Raw genomic sequence first — 21234 nt, 5'->3', positions numbered from 1 at the left:
TCAGTCATGGTTCCCATCCCCTCTCCCGTCTCCCACCGATTTCGCTCCGTCGAGGTGCTGGTGGCCGTCTACCTCGTCGCCGCCTTCGGTCTCACGGCCGTGCTCGTGAGCGTGTGGCTGCCGATCGAGTGGGCGGTGCCGGCGCTCGCGGTCGTCTCGGGAGCGCTTCTCGTTCCGTTCTGGCCGGCGTTCAGACGGGCGCTCCCGGACGGGGAGTGACCGCCTACGCGTTACACTCGGCGAGCCACTCGTGGGCCCAGTCGTCGATCTCTTCGAAGACGGGCGCGAGCGACTCGCCTTTGGCCGTCAGGCTGTAGTAGGTCGCCACCGGCGAGTCCTCCTCCAGCCGTCGGTCGACGAAGCCAGTCTCCTGGAGGTCGTCGAGCACGCGCGAGAGGGTTCGGGCGTTGGCGTCGGTCTCGCGTTTCAGCTCGTTGAACCGCGACTCGCCGCTCAACAGCTCGTGGAGGACGACGAGGCGCCACTTCGAGCCGATCTGTTCGATCGAGTCGACGACGGGACACGGCGTCTCGGGGGCCGAGGAGGCGTCTGTGGTCGAAGCGGCGTCGGAGGCGGTGGACGCGTCCGTGCCGGACTCCGCGTCGGCCGTTTCCGCCGGGGGCGACCCGGCGAGATCCTGCGATGACATGGGTGTTACCTGCTTACCCTATTGTCCGGGAAGCGATAAATAGGTTACGTCCGTACATGTGGTTACACGATGTTAGCTGAAATCGCAACGATACCGCTTCAGTTCGACGCCCCGTTCGCGGGCGAACTCTTCCTGCTCGGTCGCCTGCTGTTCGGCGCCACGCTCGCGTTCATGGGACTGAACCACTTCATGGACCTCGAGACCATGGCCGGCTACGCCGAGTTCAAGGGGCTCCCGGCGCCGCGCTTCTCCGTGATCGCCTCCGGGCTCGTCTTAGTGCTCGGCGGGCTCGGCGTCGCCGCCGGCGCGTTCCCCGTCCTCGCCGCCGGCGCCCTCGCCGCCTTCCTGCTCGTCTCGGCCGTGACGATGCACGACTTCTGGTCGGTCGACGACCCGGAGGAGAAGCAGAGCGAGATGACGAGCTTCCTCAAGAACGTCTACGGCGCCGGCGCCGCGCTCGCGCTGCTGGCCGTCGGCGGCACCGCGTGGCCCTACGCGGCCGGCCTCGGGCTGTTCTGAGCCGGCGCGACTGACGACCCTCGACTCGTATCCTCGACTCGGACCGACTCGTCGTCTCGAACGTCGACGCCCCGAGGACCCGTACCACTAACTTTCCGCCCGACAACCAATCTCACAGACAATGACTGACGCGCCACCCACCACCGGGCTGCACCACGTGACGAACATCTGCACCGACATGGACGAGACCGTCGCGTTCTACGAGGACGTGCTCGGGTGGCACACGGTCAAGCGGACGCAGAACTACGACGACCCGGGGACGCCCCACTACTACTTCTCGCCCACGCCGACGGGCGAGCCGGGGACCAACGTCACCTACTTCGAGTACCCAAACTCGCAGGGGGCGCCGGGGCCGGGCGCGAGCCACCACTTCGCGTTCGGCGTCGAAGACGAGGAGACGCTCCGCGAGTGGCAAGAGCACCTTCGCGAGAAGGACGTGCGCGTCTCCGAGGTGAAGGACCGCACGTACTTCAAGAGCATCTACTTCAGCGACCCCGACGGGCTCGTCTTCGAGCTGGCGACGGCGGGACCGGGGTTCACCCGCGACGAGGAGGAGCCCGGCAGCGAGGAGATCGACCCGTTCGCGGAGGGGTACGAGAGCTGAGCGGCGTCGCGGCGGAACCGCCCCGTCAGCCGTCGACATCGGTGCCGGCTGCGCGCCCGCCCGACCCCTCGCCTGACTCCTCGCTCCCCCGCTCCTCGACCAGCGCCGCGAACCGGTCGAGCGCTCGCCGACAGACGGGGACGTACCACGCCGCGACCAGCGGCACCTCGACGACGACGCGGCTGCGGTCGGGCTCGCCGGCGTAGCGGTCGACGCGGTGACCGGTCGCCGGGATCCCGGCGACCTGCCAGTCCCAGCGGCGATCGTTGCACGCGGTCACGCGGAACGGGACCCACCCGCCGGCGACGCGAACGCGTCCCGTCGTCCCGCGAGTCACGTACCGGTCGTCGCTCTCCACCGCGTCTATCGCCGGTCCCCAGTCGGGCCACGCGCGGGTGTCCCGGAGGCGCTCGGCGGCGACCGCCGGGGCGACCGCGACGTCGCGGCCCACGGCGAGCGTCGCGCCCTCGCGAACCACCGTCGACGGCGACCCCTCGTCGCACGCGCCGAGATCGAAACGTCCGTCCGATTCGCATCCGAGACGAGGCGGGAAAGTCACGATCCGTCCAACGGTCTCGTCGCAGTTAAGCCGACACATATTAATTCCTTAAATGGTATCAGGTCTCATTATCTCTTTCCACGAAGGGTTAATACGGGGATCCTCGCTATCCTGCGCCAAGATGGCAAACGACCGCGACACCATGAAAGACGTCTCGCACACGGCACCGAACGGCACATCGGCGAAAGCCGTCTGGGAACGAGGACGAGGCCCCGTCGAAGAAGAGGAAGAAGAGGAGTAACGCCCGGCGAGTAAGCGCGGGTTTCTCTCTGCTTTCCCGGCTCGCGTACCGACCGGTATCGCGTTTTCTCGGGACCGTCGATCGGTCCCCGCACCGTCCGCCCCCCGGTTCTCACTACCGCTCCGAGTCCGCGTCGTCGCGGCTCGCTCCATCCGCGTCGAGACCCGTCTCGGTCGGCGCGATTCCGAGTTCCTCCTCCTCGGTGGGGGCCCGACCGAGCATGGCGCGCAGCGACGACCACGCCTGCCGCCTGTCTCCGCCCTTCGAGAGCGGGATCCCGGCGAACGACGCCGCCGGATGGGTGGTCTCGGGACCGAGGTGGTCCATGTGGGCGGAGACCCACGTGAACGCGACCGAGAAGGCCGTGAGAACGAGGAACGAGGTCCACGACTCGACCGGCGTGAGCCCCGCCGCCCCCACGACGACCCCCGCGATCACGTAGACGAAGGCGACGAAGATCAGCAGGACCGTCACCGTCGCCAGCAGGTCGTTGACGGCGGTGACCCGGGCGTTGTAATCGATCCACTCGGCGTAGCTCCGGAGGAGCCGCTCGTCGAACTCCGGGGCGTCGGAAGAGTCCGACCCCCCGTTCCGTTCGGCGGTGACCACGGCGTCGACGGCCTTGAGGTCCAGCCCGCCGCGGAGGTCCGACGCGGTGTAGGTGACCGCGGCCAGCCCGGTCGACGCGAGCAGGAGGAGCCCACCGACCACGGTGAAGGGGTTCAAGAAGGCGGCCAGGTCCACCGTCGTCTGGACGACGATGGAGCCGCCGGTGACGACGATCCCGATGAGCAGCAGGTTCGCCTTCAGGATCTCGATCGCCTTGTTGTCGATCTCGCGGAGCCGCTCGACCTGGTAGTCGAACGTGGTGCGCAGCTCCTCGCGGGTCGTCGCAGCGACCGCGGGATCGATGGGAGCGTTCCCGACAGTTCCGGCCGGACCCTCGGTGGCGGCGTCCTCGGCCCGCTCGCCCGGGTGATCGGACGCCGCGGCGCCGCCGGCCCCGTCCGGCGCGTCGTCGCGCCCCTCAGTACTCCCCCGTCGGTCGCTCATGCGGAGAGTGTTCTCGAAGGGACGCCGTAAGGCTACCGGCGGCCGAACGGTTTTGGTCCCGACGCGCGACGGCGACGTATGAGCGATCCGCACCCGAAAGCGCGATCCGAACCGGAGCCGTTCCGGTACGACGCCGAGGTCGAGCCCGGCGAGAAGCGGCGGATCCGGTACGAGGTCGGCGAGACGTACCTCGGCGACCCGATCGAGATGCCGGTGACGATCGTCAACGGGGAGGGCGGCGGCCCGAACCTCTTCTTGAGCGCCGGCATTCACGGCGACGAGCTCAACGGGGTCAAGGTGGTCCAGGAGGTCGCCGACCGCTACTCGCCCGGCGACCTCCACGGGACCTTGGTCTGTCTCCACGTGTGTAACGTTCCGGCCTACGAGGCGCAGCGCCGCGACACGCCCATCTACGACCAAGACATGAACCGGTCGTTCCCCGGAAAGGAGCGCTCGAACACCACCGAGCGGATGGCCAACCGGATCTACCGGCGGTTCGTCGCGCAGTGCGACCTGGGGCTCGACTTCCACACGTCGACGCAGAACCGGACGACGATCTACCACGCCCGGGCCGACCTCGACAATCCCGGCGTCCGGCGGCTCGCGCGGGCGTTCGCGACGAACGTGGTGCTGTACGGGACCGGCGACGAGGGGTCGCTCCGGTCGACTGCGACCGCGGACGGGATCCCGACAGTCACGGTCGAGATGGGGCGCGCCCACCGGTTCCAACCGGTGCTCATCGAGAAGGCGTTACAGGGCGTCGAGAGCGTCCTCGCCGAGTACGAGATCACGCCCGGCGAGGCCGTCCACTGGCCGGGGTGGTATCAGTCGACCGCCGCAGACAGTACGAAGCGGTGGCTCCGCGCCGACACCGGCGGGCTCGTCGAGATGGAGTGGGGCCCGTACCCGTTGGTCTACGAGGGCGAGACGATCTGTACGATCACGAACCACTTCAAGACGGAGGAACACGCGGTCGAGGCGCCCTTCGACGGGCTGATCCTCGGGTCGCTGGAGAACCCGGTCGCCGCGCCGGGCCACCCCCTCTGTCACATCGTCCAGATCGACGCCGAGACGCGCGCCGAGATCGAACGCGAGATCGAGGTCGGCGAGTTCGACGGATACCGCTCGCACGGCGACGCCTGGAGCGACGACTGAGGGGCCGTACCGCTCCGTTCCGTTCATCTCCCACCGTTCCGCGCACCTCCCGTCGCTCCACGCATCTTCCACCGTTCCGCGCCTTCCCCGCGTTCTCGCGGGTGATAGCCGCGGGCGTGGGTTTAACCCGCCCGACGGCGGACCCGAGCGCATGATCGAAGTGGAGGGGCTGCGGAAGACGTACGGCGACTTCGCGGCCGTCGTCGACAGCACCTTCTCCGTCGAAGAGGGCGAGGTGTTCGGCATCGTCGGACCGAACGGCGCCGGGAAGACGACGACGCTGAAGGTGCTCGCCGGGCTCGTCGACCCCACCGACGGCGAGGTCGAGGTCGCCGGCTTCGCCTCTGACGACCCGGAGATGCGCCGGCAGCTCGGCTTCCTCCCGGAGGAGTCGCCGCTCTACGAGGAGATGACGCCGCTGTCGTACCTGCGCTTCTTCGCCGACTTATACGACGTGCCCCGCGAGGCCGCGAACGAGCGGATCGAAGCGGCGCTCGACCGGCTCGAACTGGACCACCGCGAGCGCCGGCTCGGCGACATGTCGAAGGGGATGAAACGCAAGGTCGCCATCGCCCGGTCGCTCGTCAACGACCCCGACGTGCTCGTGTACGACGAGCCGGCCTCGGGGCTCGACCCGGTGACGACGAACTCCGTGCTGGAGTTCACCCACGAGCTGCGCGAGACCGGGAAGACCGTCGTCTTCTCCGCTCACAACCTCTATCACGTCGAGTCTGTCTGCGACCGCGTCGCGGTGATGAACGAGGGGCGGATCGTCGCCCGCGGAAGCGTCGACGGGATTCGCGAGCGACACGGCGAGACGACCTACCGCGTGTTCACCGACGTCTCCCCGGCTCGGACCGACGCGCTGGTCGAGATTCTCGGCGACCGTGACGATCTCGACAGCCCCGACGCCCTCGACGCCGCGATCGAGGAGGTCGGCGACCGCTTCCGCACCACCGTCCCGACGATGGACGCGGTCGAGGCGGTCCGTGAGGCCGCGGCGGCGGCGGGCGGCGAGGTCGTCGACATCCGCACCCGAGAGCCGAGCCTGGAGGACGTGTTTCTCGACATCGTCGGCCGGCCGATGCCCGGGCGGTACACCGGTGGCGGCGGCGTGGAGGCTGCTGACGGGGGCAACGACGGGGACGGGGAGCGAGCGAGCGACGAGACGCGACCGGCCGAGCCGCCGGAGGGGGCCGAGTGATCGACCGACTCCAACGGATCCTCCGGGTCGCCCGCTGGGAGGCGGCCCGCGCGGGCGGCGGCGTCGACCGCCGGACCCTGCTCGCGGCGCTCGCGCTCCTGCTCGTCGCCGGCGGCGTCCTCGGCGGGGGGCTCGCGGCCGGCGTCGTCGGGCTCGACGTCGACCGCGACGTGTACCGCGTCGCCGTCGACGGTGACTCACCCTACACAGACGCGGTCGAGGAGGCGCCGGCGCTGACGGGCGTCCCCGTCGACGACGCGGTCCTCGGCGACACGGCCGACCTCGTCGTGTTCGACGGCACGCGGAGCGGGACGGTCGAGACGGTCACGGTCCGCGCCAGCGACACCCCGAAGGGGGAGGCCGCGGCGGCCGAGTTCCGAGAGGCGGTCGAGGCGCACAACGAGCGCCTGATGGCCGCCGAGGAGAACCGGACCGCCGCGTTCCCGATCACCGTCGCCCTCCAGTACGTCGGGCGGACCAGCGGCCTCGACGAGGGGTCGACCCTCGGGGGAGGCGACGGCGGAAGCGACGCCGGCTCCGGAGAGGGCGGGGACGGGAGCGGCGACGGCGACGGGAGCGATGGCGACTCCGCCGACGGGAGCGACGGGACCGGCGAGACCGGCGGAGACGGCACAGCGGAGGGCGGCGACGGCGGGCTCGCGGTCCCCTCGATCGGCGGCGGGGCGTTCCGCGCCGACACGGTCGGGTCGCCGGGGGCGATCTCGCCTCCGTTCCCGTTCGTCTCGCTCCTCTTGGCCTTCGTCTTCCTCGTGCCGATGAACTTCCTCATCCAGGCGTACGGCTCGTCGGTCCTCGACGAGCGGACGAACCGGCGCGGGGAGCCGCTGCTCGTCACGCCGCTGTCCCCGGTCGACATCGTCGCGGGGAAGACCCTCCCGTACGTCGCGGTCGCGGCGCTCGTCACGGCGCTCATCGCGGCCGCGGTCGGGGGCGGCGCGCTCTCGGTCGTGGCCGTGCTCCCGGTGGCGATGGCGTTCCTCGGGGCCACCTTCGTCGGCGCGATGTTCGCGCGGTCGTTCAAGGAGCTCACCTTCGTCACGGTCGGCGTGAGCGTCCTGCTCACGACGTACGCGTTCGTGCCGGCGATCTTCACGAACGTCACGCCCGTGGCGCTCGTCTCGCCGCTCACGCTGGTCGTCTTCGACCTGCAAGGGGAGGCGGTCGGGCTCGGCGAGATCCTCTTCTCGACCGGGCCGATGACCGTCGGGGCGGCGCTCCTGTTCGGGCTCGGGCTCGGGGTCTACCGCGAGGAGGACATGTTCGCCCAGAAGCCTGTCGGGCGGAAGTTCCTCGACGCGCTGGCGGTGCGGCTCCGGTCGGTCGGGGAGGCGGGCACCGGGTCGCTCCGTTCACGGTCCGGGCTCCGCGCGCTCGCCCCGGTCGCCGTCCTCACGGCCTGCACCATCCCCTTCGTGTTCGTCGCGGAGCTGCTCGCCGTCGCGCTGCTGTTCGCGCTGCCGGTCACGGTGTCAATTCCGGTCCTCCTCGTGACCATCGCGTTCATCGAGGAGGTCGCCAAGAGCGTCCACCTCTACGCGGGGTTCGAGCGCGACGCCTTCGCCCGGACAGACCGGGTCGCCGTCGCGGTCGGCGTCGCCTCCGCGGTCGGCTTCTTCCTCGCGGAGAAGGCCACCGCAGTCGTGCAGGCGGTCGGGCTCACGGAGCTGTACGTGGGCCGCGCCGCGTTCGGGAGCGTGGCCGGGGCGGAGGGGCTCTCACCGCTCGCCGTCGCGGTGCTGTTCTTCGCGCCCCTCCTCCTCCACGGGTTCGCGACGACGCTCGCCGCGGTGGGCGCGAGCCGGAACCGGACGTACTACGTCCTGACGCTGGCGCTAGCGACGCTGATCCACGCCGCGTACAACTTCGGGGTGGTGCGTCTCTATGCGTAGCCGGGACAGCCGCCTGACGATCGCCGGCCGGGAGCTGTCGGGGCTGCGCGCGGAGAAGACGATCCTGCTCGCGATCGGGATCCAGCTGTTCATCGCCGCGTTCTCGTCGTTCCTCGTCGTCGGGCTCGTCTCGATGTACGACCCCGGCTCGCTCGGCGGCGCGGAGGTGGAGGTCGCTGGCGCGGGCGACGCCGTGAGCGACCTCGAACGCGCCGCGAGCGAGGTCGACGGGGCCTCGGTGACGCGCTACGAGGACGCCGGCGAGGCGCGGCTCGCCTTCGACCGCAACGCCGCCGACGCGGTGGTGGTCGCGAACCGCAACGACGACGGGGGGATCTCGGTGGTGGTCACCGCGCCGGACGCGACGGTGGAGACCACCGTGATCGTCGTTCAGCTCCGCGATCTGCTCCGGACGTACGAGCGTCAGGAGCGCGCGGACCGGGCCGCCTACCTGAGCGAATCCCCGCTGCCGCTGCCCGACAGGACCGGCACCAGCCCGTACTTCACGTTCACGTACACCGTGTTGATCCCCGTCCTCGTCTTCCTCCCCGTCTTCATCTCGGGGTCGCTCGTGGTCGACTCGATCACCGAGGAGCTCGACGAGGGGACCTTCGAGCTGCTCCGCGTCGCGCCCGTCACGCTCGGCGAGATCGTCGACGGGAAGGCGCTGGCGGCGGTCGCGATCGCGCCCGGACAGGCGCTGCTGTGGCTGCTCCTGCTCCGCGCGAACGGGACGCCGGTGGCGAACGTCCCGTCGATCCTCGTGCTGATGACCGCGCTCACCGCGCTTGTCGTCGCGCTGGCGCTCGCCATCTCGGCGCTCGCGCCCGACCGGCGCGCGGCGCAGTTCCTCTACTCGATCGGCGTCTTGGTCCTCTTCGGCGGCGCCACGGCGATGGCGGGCGGCCCCGCGAACGCGGTCGCGCGGCTCGCGATCGACAGCGCCGACGCGACGACGACGGCCCTCGTGGTCGCGTACGTCGGCCTCGCCGCGGTCGCGTACGCCGGCGTCCGGACGATCGTCGCGGAGAACGGGTTCGAGACGTGAGCGACGATCACTTATAAACGAACGGCGATTGCTTATAAACGAACGAGGCGGTGGGCGCGCGCCTCCGAGCGGCCGCCATCGGCGGCCGCGAGGAGCGCGTGCGAGGGAGTCGGTCGCCCGGAGCAACGCGGAGGGCGACCGACGAGGCTGGGGAGGCGTGAGGCGCGGGGCGGTGCGGGACGGGTGGGATTCAAAGGGGCAGCCGTGCTCGGCGAACCCCAGCGACGCAAGCACCGCAAGGAGTGAGTGAAACGAGCGACTGAGGAGCGCAGCGAGCTGTGGGAGCCGAGCACGGCTGGGGCTTTGGAGGAGTTCGTCGTCGATCCGCGGTCGACAACTTATAAGCGAGCGGCTGGGGCTTTGGAGGAGTTCGTCGTCGATCCGCGGTCGACAACTTATAAGCGAGCGGCTAGGGCTTTGGAGGAGTTCGCCATCGATCCGCAGTCAGTGATTTATAAGCGAACGGCTGGGGCTTTGGCGGTGGTTGCCGTCGATCCGCGGTCAACCACTTATAAGCGATCAACCGATCCGCGACGAGCCACAGTTCGCGTATGAGAAACGGGCCACTCGCCTCCCGCGTATCAGTCGTCGTCGGCCGCGATCCCGTCCGAATCCGAATCGCCCGCCTCGGTCGCCGCGTCGTCCTCGATGCTCGGCGGGTACTTCCCGCGGTCGAGCTTCAGGTCGGACTGCGGTCGCGCCATGCAGGTGAGCGCGTACTCCTCGGCCTCCTCGTCGGTGAGTCCGCGGGCCGCCGGCTGGGTCACCTCGCCCTCGACGATCTCCGCGGAGCAGGCGAGACACATCCCGACGCGGCAGGAGTACTCCTGCGCGATCCCTGCCTCGATGCAGGGCTGGAGGATCGTCTCCGTGTCGGCCACCTCGATCGTCTCGTCGGTGCCGACGAACTCGACGGTGTACTCGGTCATGGCGCGGTGTACCCGCCGACCCGTCAAAAAGGGTTCCCCTCGATCGCGTCGCCGTCGCGGGGACGGATACGCGATTGGTCGGACGGCGGACGGGCGACTGGTACATATGGGTTTTTACAAACGGCGTGTCGATCGGCTCACGCGATGTTCCCCGCGCCCTCCCTCGCGCAGCTCCTGACGTACCAACCGCTTCCGGGCGTCACCGTCGCCCGCGACGAACTGTTCCTGCTGGCGGCGCTGATCGTCCTCTGGGCGACGCTCGGCAGGTGGATTTATAAGGACGCGAAGGACCGAGGCAGCGAGTGGGCGTGGCAGTGGGGATTCGGAACACCGCTGACGGTGATCGCGGGGATCGACGTGATGCTCTTGGTGGTCGTGATCTACCTGCTGCTTCGGAACTCAGACTAACTGTCGCACCTCTCATTGATACGCAATCGATCGTAGACCGCGGTAAACGCCTCCGAAGCCCCAGTCGGCTCCGGTCGAAGGCCTCGCTGCGCGCCTCGGTCGCTCACTTCGTTCGCTTCCTCGGTGCTTACGTCGGCCGTCTTCCCGGAGCCGACTGCCCCTTCGAGTCCCGCCCCGCACAGCACCGCGCCTCACGCCTCCCCAGCCTCGCGGTTCGCGCTCTGCGAGCGCTCACCGCGTCCCTCGCACCGTCGGCTCGCGGCCCTCCGGGCCGCTCGCCGGGGCGCGCCACCGCATCGGTCTCGATCGAATCGATACGTCGTCGCTGTAATCTGCTACGCTTTCACTCTCGCCCATCGCAACGACTAATCCCCCGCCGGACGCTTCCCGAGGTATGACCGAGAAGGCCACCGCGCGATCCCACCCGATCCAGGGGCTCGTCAAGTACCACGGGATGCGCGACGAGCAGCTCCGACTCCCGTACCACGACAGCATCAGCCTCTGTACAGCCCCGACCGCGACGACGACCACCGTCGAGTGGCAGCCCGACGCGAGCGAGGACACCTACGTCATCGGCGGCGAGAAGGTCGACGGGCGCGCGGCCGAGCGCATCGACATGGTCGTCGACCACGTCCGCGAGCTGGCCGGCGTCGACGCGGCGGTCCGGCTGGAGAGCGAGAACTCCTTCCCGTCGAACATCGGGTTCGGATCCTCCTCGTCCGGCTTCGCGGCCGCCGCGCTCGCCCTCACCGAGGCCGCCGGCCTCGACCTGTCGCTCCCCGAGGTCTCCACCGTCGCCCGCCGCGGCTCCTCCTCCGCGGCCCGCGCGGTGACGGGCGCGTACTCCCGGCTCGACGCCGGGCTCAACGACGAGGACTGCCGCTCGTACCGCCTCGACGTGGGGACGGGCGACGACGGGTTCGACCCCGAGGAGGACCTCCGGATCGTCGCCGCGCACGTCCCCGCGTACAAGGAGACCGAGGAGGCCCACCGCGAGGCCGCCGCGAGCCACATGATGCAGGCGCGGACCGCTCACGTCCAGGACCAGCTCGTCGAGATGACCGACGCCCTCCGCGCGGGCGACTTCGACCGGATCTTCGAGACCGCCGAGCACGACTCCCTCTCGCTCACCGCGACCACCATGACCGGCCCCTCGGGGTGGGTGTACTGGCAGCCCGAGACGATCGCGGTATTCAACGCGGTCCGCGAGCTCCGCGAGGAGGGCGTCCCCGTCTACTTCTCGACCGACACCGGCGCCTCCGTGTACGTCAACACGCTCGCGGACCACGTCGACGAGGTCGAGAGCCGGATCGCCGAGATCGGCATCGACACCGACGTGTGGGAGGTCGGCGGCCCGGCACGGGTGCTCGACGAGAGCGAAGCGCTGTTCTGACCGAGCCGCCGGTTCGTCGCCGGCTTCTGCCTATTCCGTCCATTCCGCCGATTCCGACTATTCCGTCCATTCCGTCCATTCCGTCTATTCCACCTATTCGTCCGGGTCCTCACCGCGCGCCCGCTTGTACATCGCCAGCGCCTCCTCGCGCCGCTCCGCGTGGTCGACGATCGGCGCGGGGTAGTCGGGCGCGGCGTTCACGCGCTGGGTCGGCGACAGCTCGTGCCACCCGTGGATCAGGTCGGCGTCGAGCCCCCGGAGCTCGGGGACGTACTCCGTGATGTACTCCGCGTCGGGGTCGTAGCGCTCGCCCTGCGTCATCGGGTTGAAGATGCGGAAGTAGGGCTGGGCGTCAGTCCCCGTCGAGGCCGCCCACTGCCACCCGCCGTTGTCGTTGGCGGTGTCGTGGTCCACCAGCCGCTCGCGGAAGTGGTCGTACCCGTGTCGCCAGTCCGCGAGCAGATCCTTCGTGAGGAAGGAGGCGACGATCATCCGCACCCGGTTGTGCATGAACGCCTCCTCTCGGAGCTGTCGCATCCCGGCGTCGACGATGGGGTAGCCGGTCTCGCCGCGCTTCCACGCCGCAATCTCCTCGGGGTCGTCGTGCCACGCGATCCCCTCCTCGTACTCCTTGTAGTTCTCGGTGACGACCTCGGGGTTGTGAAAGAGGACCTGCGCGTAGAACTCCCGCCACGCGAGCTGCTGTTGGTACTCCTCGACCGCGGCGGCGGGTCCCTCGTCGTCGTTGTCGTCGTCCCCGTCTCCCTTTCCGGCCTTTTCCTCAGCCGCGGCCATCGCCTCCTCGGTCGCCTCGTACGTCTCCCTGATCCCGATCTCGCCGTACTTCAGGAAGGCGGACAGGCGGGAGGTCGCCTCCCGCGCGGGGTAGTCGCGCTCGGCGTCGTACGAGAACACCGCCTCCGAGAGGAAGTCGTCGAGTCGCTCGCGGGCCGCGTCGGTGCCCGCGGGGCCGAGCTCGGCGTCCGGCTCTGCGAACCCAAGATCGGCGGGCGCGGGTAGATCGCCGACGGCGACGCGGTCGATCGCGGCGCTATCGGTTTCCGGTTCGAGGCCGCCGTCGGCGAGGGCGCCGCCTCCGCCCCCGACCGCCGCCCGCAACGCGTCCGCGCCGACGAGGTCGTCCGCCTCCGGCGTCGGCGCGAGCGGGTCGGTCTCGCGGTCGGTCCACTTCCGCCAGTAGTAGGTGTACACCGAGTAGGGGTCGCCGGCGTTGGTCCGGATCGTGTCCGGGTCGTGGAGGACCGCGTCGTGGTGGGCCTCGCGCTCGATCCCGGCCTCGTTGAGGGCCCGGCGGACGCCCGCGTCGCGCTCGCGTGCGAGCCCCGAGTAGTCGCGGTTCCAGACGACGCGGTCGGCGTCGAGGGCGTTGGCCAACGCAGGAAGCACGGTCTCGGGGTCGCCGCGGGCGACGAGGATGTCGCCGCCGCGGTCGCGGTAGTCGTCCCGCAGCGCCGCGAGCCCGTCGAGCAGGCGCCGGACTCGCACGTCGCTCGCGTGGGCGAGCACGTCCGGGTCGAAGACGAACACGGGGGCGGCCGGCCCGCGGGCGTCGTCCTCGGTCCCCGCCGCGGCCGCGAGCCCGACGTTGTCGGCGACTCTGAGGTCCCGCCGGTGCCAGAACAGCTCCATGGGATCGCCACGGGTGCGACGACCGTGAAACCACCGGGATCACAGCTCGAGGCGACCCGGCACGCTCACGCGGTCGAGCAGGAAGTACCCGACCGTGAGCGAGAGCACCAGCGCCCCGATTGCGACCGCCGCGAGCAGCGCCTCCTCCCCCGTGGCGTAGTCGTCGAGCCGGTAGCTGATCACACGCCGGGAGACCGCGATGATCGCGGCGCTCACGACGATCCGCAGGACGGGCTGGCCCCGGGCGTATGCAACGAGCGTCCGGTGGACCTCGACGATGATGAGCAGGAGCAGCACGCTGTCGAGCAGTCCCACCACCTCGATGGGATCGGTGAAATCGCCCGTGACGAGCAGCCGGTACAGCGAGATGAACAGGTCGAAGACGCCGATGAGAAACAGGATGAGCAGGAAGTACGCCGCCCCCAACACGAGCCACTCCATCGCCCGGGCGGCGGGATCCGCCGCGTCGTCGAGATCGATCGCCATCGCCGGATCGGTGAGTGCGCGGGAGCAAGTGGCTTTGGGTGAACGCGGTCAGGGAGGTCGTCGATCCGCCTCACCGATCCGCGTTCCCGCCCGTCAGCGCCTCCAGCAGCCGCACCGCGGGCGCCTTCGCCAGCGGCTCGTTGGCGTTGCCGCAGTGCGGCGACTGGACGCACGCGGGACAGCCGCCCTCGCAGTCGCAGGAGTCGATCAGCCGCGCCGTGCGGGCCATCAGCTCCTCGATCCGCTCGTGGCCGCGCCGCGTGAGCCCGACCCCCCCGGGGTGGCCGTCGTACACGAACACCGCCGGCGCGTCCGTGTGGGGGTGGTACGGCGTCGAGATACCCCCCACGTCCGCGCGGTCACAGAGCAGGTGGAAGGGAAACAGCGAGATGAGCCCGTGCTCGGCCGCGTGGATACCGCCGTTGAAGGCGTACTCGCCGCCCGGGACGCTCTCGCCGCCGTCTGTCGCCGCCCCCGCGTCGTCGGCATTTCCCTCCACGTCGCCGTCGGCGTCGGCGTCGGCGGACCCGCCGTCGAGGGAGTCGCCGAGCGCCCGCATCTCCGACTCGACGTCTCCCGGAACCGGGAAGTACAGCGCCTTCGTCCGCAGCGTCGTCTCGGGGAGGTCCAGCGTCGACTCCCCGAGCGACTCGCCCGTCTTGGCGTCCTTCCGGACGAATCCCGTAATCTGCTCCGTGACGGTCACGTCGGCGAACCGGACCGGCACGTCCGGGCGGGCCGACAGCTCGCGCTCGCCGAGGTCCGCGTTCACGACGATGTCCTTCTCGGTGAGCGGCTGGGTGTAGTAGTCGGCCCACGACGACTGCAGCTCCGCCACGTCGCGGTCGAGGTCGAGATTCGTCACCTCGTAGGTCCGGCCCTGCTGGTGGTAGATCGCGCCGGGGTGGGCGTCCCGGAGCGCGTCGCCGAAGCCGAGCGAGGCGACCGTCTCGTTGCGCGAGGAGTCGATCAGGTCGACCTCCCGGTCGCCGGCGGTCCGGAGGCTCACCGACTGCTGCGGGCTCGACGAGCCGGTGTGGGTCCACCGGATCCCGTCAGCGACCTCCCGCCTGTCCAGGACGCCTTCGTCGGTCAGGTCCGCGACGACGCCGGGGAACGACCCCCCGAAGAACCGCTCGTCGTCGGGCGAGAGCCAGCTCTCGTCGGCCGCGCAGGCGACGTGGCCCGGGAGCAGCTGCCGGTTCTCCGGGTCGCAGATCGCGTCCTCCGGCGGCGCCTCGAAGAAGTCGCTCGGGTTGCGCATGAGGTACTGGTCGAGCTGGTCCTCGCCGCCGACCATCACCACGAGGGCCGGGTCGTCGCCGCGGCCGGCCCGCCCCGCGCGCTGGTGCGCCGACATCCGCGTGCCGGGGTAGCCGTCCAAGATCACGGCGTCGAGCCCGCCCACGTCGACGCCGAGTTCGAGGGCGCTCGTCGACCAGACGCCCCGGAGGTCGCCGGCGTGGAGGTCCGCCTCGATCTCGCGGCGCCGGTCGTCGGTCAGCGCCGCCTGATACGCGCCGACCTTCCCCGCGAGGTCGCGCTCGCCCCGCTCGCGGAGGTCGCTCGCGCTGTCGGTCGCGTACTGCTCCGCGGTCTGTCTGGCGCGCGTGAACGCCAGGGTCTGGGCGCCCGCCGTCACGAGGTCGACGAAGAGCCGCTTGCTCTCCGCGTGGCTCGACTTCCGGCGCCCGCTGCCGCGCTCCTGCCAGTCGTCGTCGTACTCGGGCGGGTTCCACAGCACCCAGTCGCGCGGTCCCCGCCCCGACGTGTCCTCGTCGACGAGCGCGATCCCGTCGGGGTCGCGGCCGGTGACGGTCGCGACGTGCTCGACGGGGTTGTTGATCGTCGCGGAACAGCAGACGAACTGCGGGCTCGACCCGAACCGCTCGCAGGTCCGCGCGAGCCGGCGTAAGGTTAGGGCGACCTGCGAGCCGAACACCCCGCGGTAGCTGTGGACCTCGTCGATGACGACGTACTCCAACGAGGAGAAGAACCAGTCCCACAGGCGCCCGGCGTACGGGAGCAGCGCGTAGTGGAGCATGTCCGGGTTCGACAGCAGCACGGTCGGCTCGCGGTCGCGCACCTCCCGTTTCTCGCTCCGCGAGAGCCGCCCGGTGTACGACTCGACCGAGACGCCGCTGCCGAAGCCGAGCCCGTGAGCGAGGTCGCTCAGGCTCTCCTCCTGGTCAGCGATCAGCGCGTTCTGGGGGCCGATATAGAGGGTCCGCCCCCCGTGGTCCATCGCCGCCTCGAAGGCCGGCACGGTGTACGCCAGCGACTTGCCGCTCGCGGTCTCGGTGGCGAGCACGGCGTCGTCGCCGTCGCGGACCGCCTCGATCGCCTCGACCTGGTGGCGGTAGAGGCGGTCGATCCCCTCCTTCGCGAGCGCGTCGGCCATCCGGGGCGCGAGGTCGACGTCACGGAATTCGGGCTCGCGGGCGGGCAGGCGGCGGTGCTCCGCGATCTGTCCCTCGTAAAACGGTCGGTTCCGCAGCCACTCGATGGCGTCCTCCACGGCTACGGTATCGTGGGGTCGCCCGTCCCTAATCGTTGCGGTCGGGGCGGTGGGTTCGGAGAGGAGATCCGCGCGTCTCGGAGCGGGCCGTCTGACTCCGTCGAGCACCTCCGGCCCTGTCGAAACCCTCAGAAAGAGACATCGCCCGACCCTGTTGCGGTCAATTGTTGGATGGTATCTACTAAGTTATTGGAATATATAAATTTCTGTATGTCAAGTGACGCTAACGATTTTATAGAGAAGTTGAGTTCGTTCAAGGAATTCAGCGACGACAAAGGCGGCCACTATTTTGTAATCCAGTTCGAGGACGACAGTGGACGAATATTTAAGAAACAAGCAAGCGACGGCAACCATTCAATCGCAGAACTCGAGATTTGTGAAGGACATACAAGAGATGCGATGCGGAGGATTTCTGAGGCAACCGACTTCGAGTTCAGTGAGGACTCGAACACTCAGCAGAACCTTCGTCATTTGATGAATGAAGAGTAACAATCTGATATAAAGCCGCCAGTAAATAGGCACCCTCGCCGATCCGCTGTTTCACCTGATTCTGTGTCTGAAAGTGTGATTTCAACAGCGCCGCGCCTCTGTACACCCGTATAGCGCCTCTGCTTCGAGCGCGTTCTCGTCGGAAGCAGTCGGGTTCAGAGTCCTGGCAGAGCGGTCGGATCGCTCGGGGCGGCTCGCTGGCCTCCGAGCGGAGCCGGATTTTAAAGCCTATTATCCACCACGCACGTAGATCCGTCAACGATGCAATTCTGCGACGGGTGCGGGTCGATGATGCACACGGAGGGCGACGCGTGGGTCTGTCGCTCCTGCGAGAACGAGGAGCCGCGGGACTCGCAGGCGGAAGCGTCGATGGCGACCCGAGAGGGACAGCGGGACGACGGGGCGCCCGCGGTGGCCGACGCGACTGGGGACGCCGCCGAGACGACGCGGGAGCCCTGTCCGGCGGACGATTGCGACGGCGACCGGGCCACCTCCGAGATGATGCCGAAGCCGGGCGGTTCCTACGAGGTGCGGCTGTTCACCTGCGTCGAGTGCGGCCACAAGTGGCGGGACTCCTGACGGCGCGTCTCCCGGCGTTTATTCCTTAAATACGCGCAGATTCCCCTTCCGTTCCTCCGGAGGCGAACGCCGGAAGGCACCCGCCGTGCGCTGCTTCCGTCCCCGCTCGGCTAGTCGTCGGCGCCCGCGGCCCGCGTCCCGCCGACCTCGATCGGGAGCGGCTCCCGCGGAAGCGGCTCAGTCGGCCCCTCGCGAGCGAGCGGCGGCCAGCGAACCTCGGTCGCGATCGGGTCGTCGAGGTCGAGCCGCATCCGGAGGTCCCCCCGGCGCTCGACGACCTCGAACCCCACCGTCCGGTAGACGCTGCGGGCGACGCGGTTCCCCGTCTCGACGTGGAGCACGATCCCGTCGCGACCGCCCGCGGCGGCGTCGGCGATCACGTGCCGACACAGCTCCGTGCCCACGCCCCGCCCCTGCATCGCGGGGTGGACGAAGACGGCGAGTTCGGGGACCGCCGCGTCGCTCGGCGTGTACATGGCGTGGCCGAACAGCTCGCCGTCCCGCTCGGCGACGACGTTGCTCCCCTCCGCCAGCATCGACTCGACCCAGTCGACGCACCGGTTCCGGCTCACCGGCGGAAGCCCCTGCGCGCGGTCCGCCCGACCGAACCGCTCGTACATCTCGACGAGGTACGGCGCGTCCTCGTCGACCGCGGGGCGGATCGTCCACCGGGCCCCCTGTTTGTCCACGAAGCGCGGACAGCGCGGCGGACAGTGGACCGTCCCCTCGCACTCGCTGCCGTCCCAGCCGTCGCAGGCGGCGGTGGCGTCGTGGCTCATACGTGCCCGTCGGTGCTCCGCGGGGTTATATCGTGATAGCTGCTCCCATAGCGTGGGAACGGGGGCCACCTATAGCGAGGGAACGGGGCCACCCGTAGTGTGGGAACGGGGGCGCGAGGGTCACCCGCGGAGCGACACCGTCACCGCGGTACCGCCGAGGTCGCTTTTCGCGGCCCGCAACTCGCCGCCGGAGGCGCGAACGATCCACCGGACCAACCAGAGTCCCATCCCGGTGCTGTGGGTGAGCTTCGTCTCGTCGGACCTCGTCAACACCTCGCGCTCGTGGGGCGGGAGTCCGGGGCCGTCGTCCGCGACGGTGACGGAGGCGCCGTCTCGGTCCGCGCGGACCGTCACGCGAACGCGGGGCGACGGCGAGTCGTTGTGTTCGATCGCGTTCTCCAGGACGTTGTCGAGCGCGTACGGAAAGAGCTCGTGAGCCACGGCTTCGGCGTCGGCCGGGGACCGGACGGCGACGTCCGCGGTCGGGTGGGTCGCGCGGAGATCGCCGGCTCGCCCCTCCACTAGAGACGAGAGGTCGTACGTCGTCTGGCTCTCCTCTCCGTCGGAGCCCTGCAGACGCTCGAGCTGTCGCGCGGCCTCGCTCAGATCGACGATGCTCGAGAGGCGTCGGTCCATCGCCTCGACGTGCGGATCGTCGTCGGGGCGATTCGCGGCGATCGCTTCGAGGTGTCCCGCGATGACGTTCGCGTCGTTTCTGATGTTGTGTCGCAACACCCGGTTGAGAACGGTCAGCCGCTGCTCTCGCCGTTTCCGTTCGCCGATGTCGGTCGCGACGTACGTCGCTCCGGTGAACTCCCCGTCGCGGTCGCGAAGCGGAGCCGCCCAGAACCGAACCTCGAGCAGCGACCCGTCGCGGTGCGGGTGACGCGCCTCGACGCCGGTCAACCGCTCGCCGTTTCTGAGTCGCTGCAGGGACGACTCGAGCGGGTCGGCCGCCTCCGCACCTCCGTCCACCTCCGCCTCCGCTTCCGTCTCCGCCTCCCCAGAGACGAACCGGCGTCCGAGCGCGTCCGACTCTGACCAACCGAAGAGCCGTTCCGCGCCGTCGTTCCACAGTTGCACGGTCCCGTCGGGGCCGACGACGACGATCGCCACGGGGGCGACCTCCACGACCGAGAGGAACCGATCGAGAAGGAAACCGATCGTGTCGGTGAGAACGTCGGCCCCTTCGCGGCGGGTGAGCTCTTCGTTGAGAACGACGACCAGCTCCGAGACGAGCCGCTCGATCAGCTCGTCGCGGTCGCCCGTCGCGTTCGACTCGTACGCGCGCATCAACAGCCGTCTGGCCTCGCCGTGTTCCTCGGCGTCGACGACGTCGAACAGGGCCCCGACGATCTGCTCCTCGTACCGATTCATTTTAGGCCGGCCTAAAATGCGGTCGAGTATATGCGTTCCGCACTCGATTTCGGCGGGGCGTCGGGACCGGTCCTCACTCCCGAATCAACACGATCCCGTCGCGGAACACGGAGTGGTTCGGCACCACGTGCTCCTCGCCATCGGCCTCGATGCGGGTGACGAACAGGTCGACCTCCTGGACGATGCCGCGCTCCCCGGCGACCCGCACCTCGTCGCCGATCCCGTACGGCTGTCGCAGGAGGAGGAAGACGCCGGCGGCGGCGCTGGCCACGAGGTCCTTCGTCGCGAGCGCGGCGAACAGCACGACCGCGAGCGCGTACGCCGCCAGCAGCACGACCAGCGCGATGGTCTGGACCCCGACCTGCCCGAGCGCGATCAGGACGGCGACGTACACGACGCTGTACTTCACGAGCGGCGGCAACACGCCGAGCTCGGGGAGCTTGATCCCGCGGAGCCGCTCGGCGACGAGCAGCTCCGCCTTGTCGCCGACGACGATCCCGACGATGAGGACGACGACCGCGACGAACAGCCGCGGCAGGAACGCGGCGACGTCGGACCAGAACCGTTCGAGGTAGTTCACGTCGGCGACTGTCAGGGCGACGATGACGGCGACGGCGAGGATGAAGTAGCTCGACAGCTGCGCTAAGATTCGCACCGTCGAGGTGTCGAACTCGCGGGCGGTACGCTCGAAGGCGGTCCCCTCGATCACCTCGGGAACGCCCGCGCGGGTCAGCAGCCGGCGGTTGATCACGCCGACGACGTACGCCGCCAGCAGCCCGAACAGCAGCACGAACAGCGCGAGCCAGATCCGGTCCGGGACCGCCGCGACGAACTCGGAGACCGGTGTCGGTACCGCGGACATGGCGGTTAGTACTCCTCCGGATCGATCTCCAGGACGAGCTCTCCCGCCTTAAACGCCCGCACGAGCCCGTCCGACTCGGAGAGGACGATCGCGGTCGCGTTCGTGTCGCGGGTGATCGCCCCGCCGGCCATGTGGCGCGCACCGAGCCCCTTCGGGATGTCGACGCCCTCCGCTCCCGGTTCGAGGTAGCGGTACGCGGAGACGATCTTCCCGGAGTCGGAGACGACGAACGCGCCGTCGAGCCGCGAGAACTCCTTGAGCATGACGTTGACGATGGGGTCGCCAACGTGGACGTGCGACTTCTCGAAGGGGTTGTACGACAGCGGACGGGACTTGTTCATCACCTTGCCTGCGTCGCCGACGACGAACAGCGCGCCCACCGGCTTCCCCTTCTGCCCCTTCTGTCCGAGCTCGATCGCGACCTCGAACACGTCGCGGATCACGCTCGGCTCGGCCCGGGAGTTGACGAAGAGGTCGTAGATCCCGGTGTGAACCGTCTCGTCGACGGTGACGCGGACCACCGCGTCCGACCCGCCGTCGAACACCGAGGCGATACAGACGACCTCGTCGCCCTCCGAGACGAGCTCGGCGTCCATCGCGCCCTCGATCCCGAACCGGATCCGGTCTTTGACGTTGTCGAACGGGAGGGGGAGCTCGACGAACACCTCGGCGTCGACGTCGTTGTCCGGCGCGACGACGACGATCTCCGTGTCGCCGTCCTCGAACCGGTCGTGGAACGAGCTCGTCGGCGAGAACAGCAACACGGCGTCGGCGTCCTCGACGAGATCGGACAGGTGGTCGGTGAGCGAGGCCATTACTCGC

At 69.5% G+C, this 21234-nt stretch carries 22 protein-coding genes; 11 read left to right on the top strand and 11 right to left on the bottom strand.

All coding sequences use genetic code 11. The features are described 5' to 3' along the window. Positions 1–6: 6 nt before the first annotated feature. Positions 7–219 carry a hypothetical protein gene (locus tag CK500_RS03045; RefSeq protein WP_095635787.1) on the top strand — a complete coding sequence of 71 codons (213 nt, stop codon included), beginning with the start codon at positions 7–9 and terminating at the stop codon, positions 217–219. 4 nt (positions 220–223) lie between these two features. On the opposite strand, the gene CK500_RS03040 is transcribed toward CK500_RS03045, so the two are convergent. Next, positions 224–649 (bottom strand): winged helix-turn-helix transcriptional regulator, encoded by a 426-nt coding sequence (locus CK500_RS03040; RefSeq protein ID WP_095635786.1) that lies wholly within the window; start codon positions 647–649, stop codon positions 224–226. Between the two features lie 69 nt (positions 650–718). Here CK500_RS03040 and CK500_RS03035 point away from each other — a divergent pair, with 69 nt between their 5' ends. After that, the gene (locus CK500_RS03035) at positions 719–1168 is read left to right on the top strand and encodes a DoxX family membrane protein (protein WP_095635785.1); all 450 of its coding nucleotides are present in this window, start codon (positions 719–721) and stop codon (positions 1166–1168) included. A 121-nt stretch (positions 1169–1289) separates the two neighbouring features. Beyond that, positions 1290–1772: a VOC family protein gene (locus tag CK500_RS03030; RefSeq protein ID WP_095635784.1), complete on the top strand. Its 483-nt coding sequence runs from the start codon at positions 1290–1292 to the stop codon at positions 1770–1772. 25 nt (positions 1773–1797) lie between these two features. Here the strand turns inward: CK500_RS03030 and CK500_RS03025 are convergent, their stop codons facing one another. Both CK500_RS03025 and CK500_RS03020 read right to left on the bottom strand, forming a co-directional pair. After that, entirely contained in the window at positions 1798–2250 is a 453-nt protein-coding gene (locus CK500_RS03025) for an SRPBCC family protein (RefSeq protein WP_095636233.1), read from the bottom strand. Between the two features lie 436 nt (positions 2251–2686). Next, positions 2687–3625 carry a hypothetical protein gene (locus CK500_RS03020; protein ID WP_095635783.1) on the bottom strand — a complete coding sequence of 313 codons (939 nt, stop codon included), beginning with the start codon at positions 3623–3625 and terminating at the stop codon, positions 2687–2689. 78 nt (positions 3626–3703) lie between these two features. On the opposite strand from CK500_RS03020, the gene CK500_RS03015 reads away from it, so the two are divergent. The 4 genes from CK500_RS03015 (at position 3704) to CK500_RS03000 (ending at position 8942) form a co-directional block, all read left to right on the top strand. Then, positions 3704–4780 (top strand): succinylglutamate desuccinylase/aspartoacylase family protein, encoded by a 1077-nt coding sequence (locus CK500_RS03015; protein WP_095635782.1) that lies wholly within the window; start codon positions 3704–3706, stop codon positions 4778–4780. A 151-nt stretch (positions 4781–4931) separates the two neighbouring features. Further along, complete coding sequence (locus CK500_RS03010) at positions 4932–5984, top strand: ABC transporter ATP-binding protein (protein WP_095635781.1); 1053 nt, start codon at positions 4932–4934, stop codon at positions 5982–5984. Next, positions 5981–7894 carry an ABC transporter permease family protein gene (locus tag CK500_RS03005; RefSeq protein WP_095635780.1) on the top strand — a complete coding sequence of 638 codons (1914 nt, stop codon included), beginning with the start codon at positions 5981–5983 and terminating at the stop codon, positions 7892–7894. The genes CK500_RS03010 and CK500_RS03005 overlap by 4 nt, the downstream gene beginning before the upstream one ends. Further along, positions 7887–8942: an ABC transporter permease gene (locus tag CK500_RS03000; protein ID WP_095635779.1), complete on the top strand. Its 1056-nt coding sequence runs from the start codon at positions 7887–7889 to the stop codon at positions 8940–8942. Before CK500_RS03005 ends, CK500_RS03000 begins: the two co-directional genes overlap by 8 nt. Positions 8943–9523: 581 nt before the next feature. Here CK500_RS03000 and CK500_RS02990 read toward each other — a convergent pair. After that, positions 9524–9871: a 2Fe-2S iron-sulfur cluster-binding protein gene (locus CK500_RS02990; protein ID WP_095635778.1), complete on the bottom strand. Its 348-nt coding sequence runs from the start codon at positions 9869–9871 to the stop codon at positions 9524–9526. A gap of 144 nt (positions 9872–10015) precedes the next feature. Between CK500_RS02990 and CK500_RS02985 the strand changes: the two genes are divergently transcribed. Both CK500_RS02985 and mvaD read left to right on the top strand, forming a co-directional pair. Further along, positions 10016–10279 carry a hypothetical protein gene (locus CK500_RS02985; protein ID WP_095635777.1) on the top strand — a complete coding sequence of 88 codons (264 nt, stop codon included), beginning with the start codon at positions 10016–10018 and terminating at the stop codon, positions 10277–10279. Between the two features lie 394 nt (positions 10280–10673). Continuing rightward, on the top strand, positions 10674–11672 hold the full coding sequence (gene mvaD / locus CK500_RS02980; RefSeq protein WP_095635776.1) for a phosphomevalonate decarboxylase MvaD: 999 nt from the start codon (positions 10674–10676) through the stop codon (positions 11670–11672). A 93-nt stretch (positions 11673–11765) separates the two neighbouring features. Here the strand turns inward: mvaD and CK500_RS02975 are convergent, their stop codons facing one another. The 3 genes from CK500_RS02975 to CK500_RS02965 form a co-directional block, all read right to left on the bottom strand. Further along, a complete protein-coding gene (locus tag CK500_RS02975; RefSeq protein ID WP_095635775.1) occupies positions 11766–13322 on the bottom strand; it encodes a cryptochrome/photolyase family protein in 1557 nt (518 codons plus the stop codon). Positions 13323–13361: 39 nt separating this feature from the next. Further along, positions 13362–13808 (bottom strand): phosphate-starvation-inducible PsiE family protein, encoded by a 447-nt coding sequence (locus CK500_RS02970; RefSeq protein ID WP_095635774.1) that lies wholly within the window; start codon positions 13806–13808, stop codon positions 13362–13364. 70 nt (positions 13809–13878) lie between these two features. Then, a complete protein-coding gene (locus CK500_RS02965) occupies positions 13879–16326 on the bottom strand; it encodes a DEAD/DEAH box helicase (protein WP_095635773.1) in 2448 nt (815 codons plus the stop codon). 210 nt (positions 16327–16536) lie between these two features. Between CK500_RS02965 and CK500_RS02960 the strand changes: the two genes are divergently transcribed. Beyond that, a complete protein-coding gene (locus CK500_RS02960; protein WP_095635772.1) occupies positions 16537–16815 on the top strand; it encodes a hypothetical protein in 279 nt (92 codons plus the stop codon). Positions 16816–17076: 261 nt separating this feature from the next. Further along, positions 17077–17394 carry an RPA12/RPB9/RPC11 RNA polymerase family protein gene (locus CK500_RS02955; RefSeq protein ID WP_095635771.1) on the top strand — a complete coding sequence of 106 codons (318 nt, stop codon included), beginning with the start codon at positions 17077–17079 and terminating at the stop codon, positions 17392–17394. Between the two features lie 110 nt (positions 17395–17504). Here CK500_RS02955 and CK500_RS02950 read toward each other — a convergent pair whose 3' ends face one another. The 4 genes from CK500_RS02950 to dacZ all read right to left on the bottom strand — a co-directional run bounded on the left by CK500_RS02950 (position 17505) and on the right by dacZ (position 21227). Beyond that, positions 17505–18173, bottom strand: coding sequence for a GNAT family N-acetyltransferase (locus CK500_RS02950; protein ID WP_095635770.1), 669 nt, complete (start codon positions 18171–18173; stop codon positions 17505–17507). A gap of 120 nt (positions 18174–18293) precedes the next feature. Continuing rightward, positions 18294–19550, bottom strand: a complete 1257-nt coding sequence (locus tag CK500_RS02945) for a sensor histidine kinase (protein ID WP_095635769.1) — start codon at positions 19548–19550, stop codon at positions 18294–18296. Between the two features lie 73 nt (positions 19551–19623). Next, positions 19624–20412: a mechanosensitive ion channel family protein gene (locus CK500_RS02940; RefSeq protein ID WP_095635768.1), complete on the bottom strand. Its 789-nt coding sequence runs from the start codon at positions 20410–20412 to the stop codon at positions 19624–19626. Positions 20413–20417: 5 nt separating this feature from the next. Continuing rightward, positions 20418–21227, bottom strand: coding sequence for a diadenylate cyclase DacZ (gene dacZ, locus CK500_RS02935; RefSeq protein ID WP_095635767.1), 810 nt, complete (start codon positions 21225–21227; stop codon positions 20418–20420). Positions 21228–21234 lie beyond the last annotated feature (7 nt).

It is taken from the genome of Halorubrum salipaludis (assembly GCF_002286985.1).
In the GTDB taxonomy this organism is placed as follows: domain Archaea; phylum Halobacteriota; class Halobacteria; order Halobacteriales; family Haloferacaceae; genus Halorubrum; species Halorubrum salipaludis.
This window is presented reverse-complemented; position numbering and strand designations above follow the sequence as displayed.

Coding starts and splice junctions, on each gene's coding strand:
- CK500_RS03045 (WP_095635787.1), top strand. CDS start 7: ATGGTTCCCATCCCCTCTCCCGTCTCCCACCGATTTCGCTCCGTCGAG.
- CK500_RS03040 (WP_095635786.1), bottom strand. CDS start 649: ATGTCATCGCAGGATCTCGCCGGGTCGCCCCCGGCGGAAACGGCCGAC.
- CK500_RS03035 (WP_095635785.1), top strand. CDS start 719: ATGTTAGCTGAAATCGCAACGATACCGCTTCAGTTCGACGCCCCGTTC.
- CK500_RS03030 (WP_095635784.1), top strand. CDS start 1,290: ATGACTGACGCGCCACCCACCACCGGGCTGCACCACGTGACGAACATC.
- CK500_RS03020 (WP_095635783.1), bottom strand. CDS start 3,625: ATGAGCGACCGACGGGGGAGTACTGAGGGGCGCGACGACGCGCCGGAC.
- CK500_RS03015 (WP_095635782.1), top strand. CDS start 3,704: ATGAGCGATCCGCACCCGAAAGCGCGATCCGAACCGGAGCCGTTCCGG.
- CK500_RS03010 (WP_095635781.1), top strand. CDS start 4,932: ATGATCGAAGTGGAGGGGCTGCGGAAGACGTACGGCGACTTCGCGGCC.
- CK500_RS03000 (WP_095635779.1), top strand. CDS start 7,887: ATGCGTAGCCGGGACAGCCGCCTGACGATCGCCGGCCGGGAGCTGTCG.
- CK500_RS02990 (WP_095635778.1), bottom strand. CDS start 9,871: ATGACCGAGTACACCGTCGAGTTCGTCGGCACCGACGAGACGATCGAG.
- CK500_RS02985 (WP_095635777.1), top strand. CDS start 10,016: ATGTTCCCCGCGCCCTCCCTCGCGCAGCTCCTGACGTACCAACCGCTT.
- mvaD (WP_095635776.1), top strand. CDS start 10,674: ATGACCGAGAAGGCCACCGCGCGATCCCACCCGATCCAGGGGCTCGTC.
- CK500_RS02975 (WP_095635775.1), bottom strand. CDS start 13,322: ATGGAGCTGTTCTGGCACCGGCGGGACCTCAGAGTCGCCGACAACGTC.
- CK500_RS02970 (WP_095635774.1), bottom strand. CDS start 13,808: ATGGCGATCGATCTCGACGACGCGGCGGATCCCGCCGCCCGGGCGATG.
- CK500_RS02960 (WP_095635772.1), top strand. CDS start 16,537: ATGTCAAGTGACGCTAACGATTTTATAGAGAAGTTGAGTTCGTTCAAG.
- CK500_RS02955 (WP_095635771.1), top strand. CDS start 17,077: ATGCAATTCTGCGACGGGTGCGGGTCGATGATGCACACGGAGGGCGAC.
- CK500_RS02950 (WP_095635770.1), bottom strand. CDS start 18,173: ATGAGCCACGACGCCACCGCCGCCTGCGACGGCTGGGACGGCAGCGAG.
- CK500_RS02945 (WP_095635769.1), bottom strand. CDS start 19,550: ATGAATCGGTACGAGGAGCAGATCGTCGGGGCCCTGTTCGACGTCGTC.
- CK500_RS02940 (WP_095635768.1), bottom strand. CDS start 20,412: ATGTCCGCGGTACCGACACCGGTCTCCGAGTTCGTCGCGGCGGTCCCG.
- dacZ (WP_095635767.1), bottom strand. CDS start 21,227: ATGGCCTCGCTCACCGACCACCTGTCCGATCTCGTCGAGGACGCCGAC.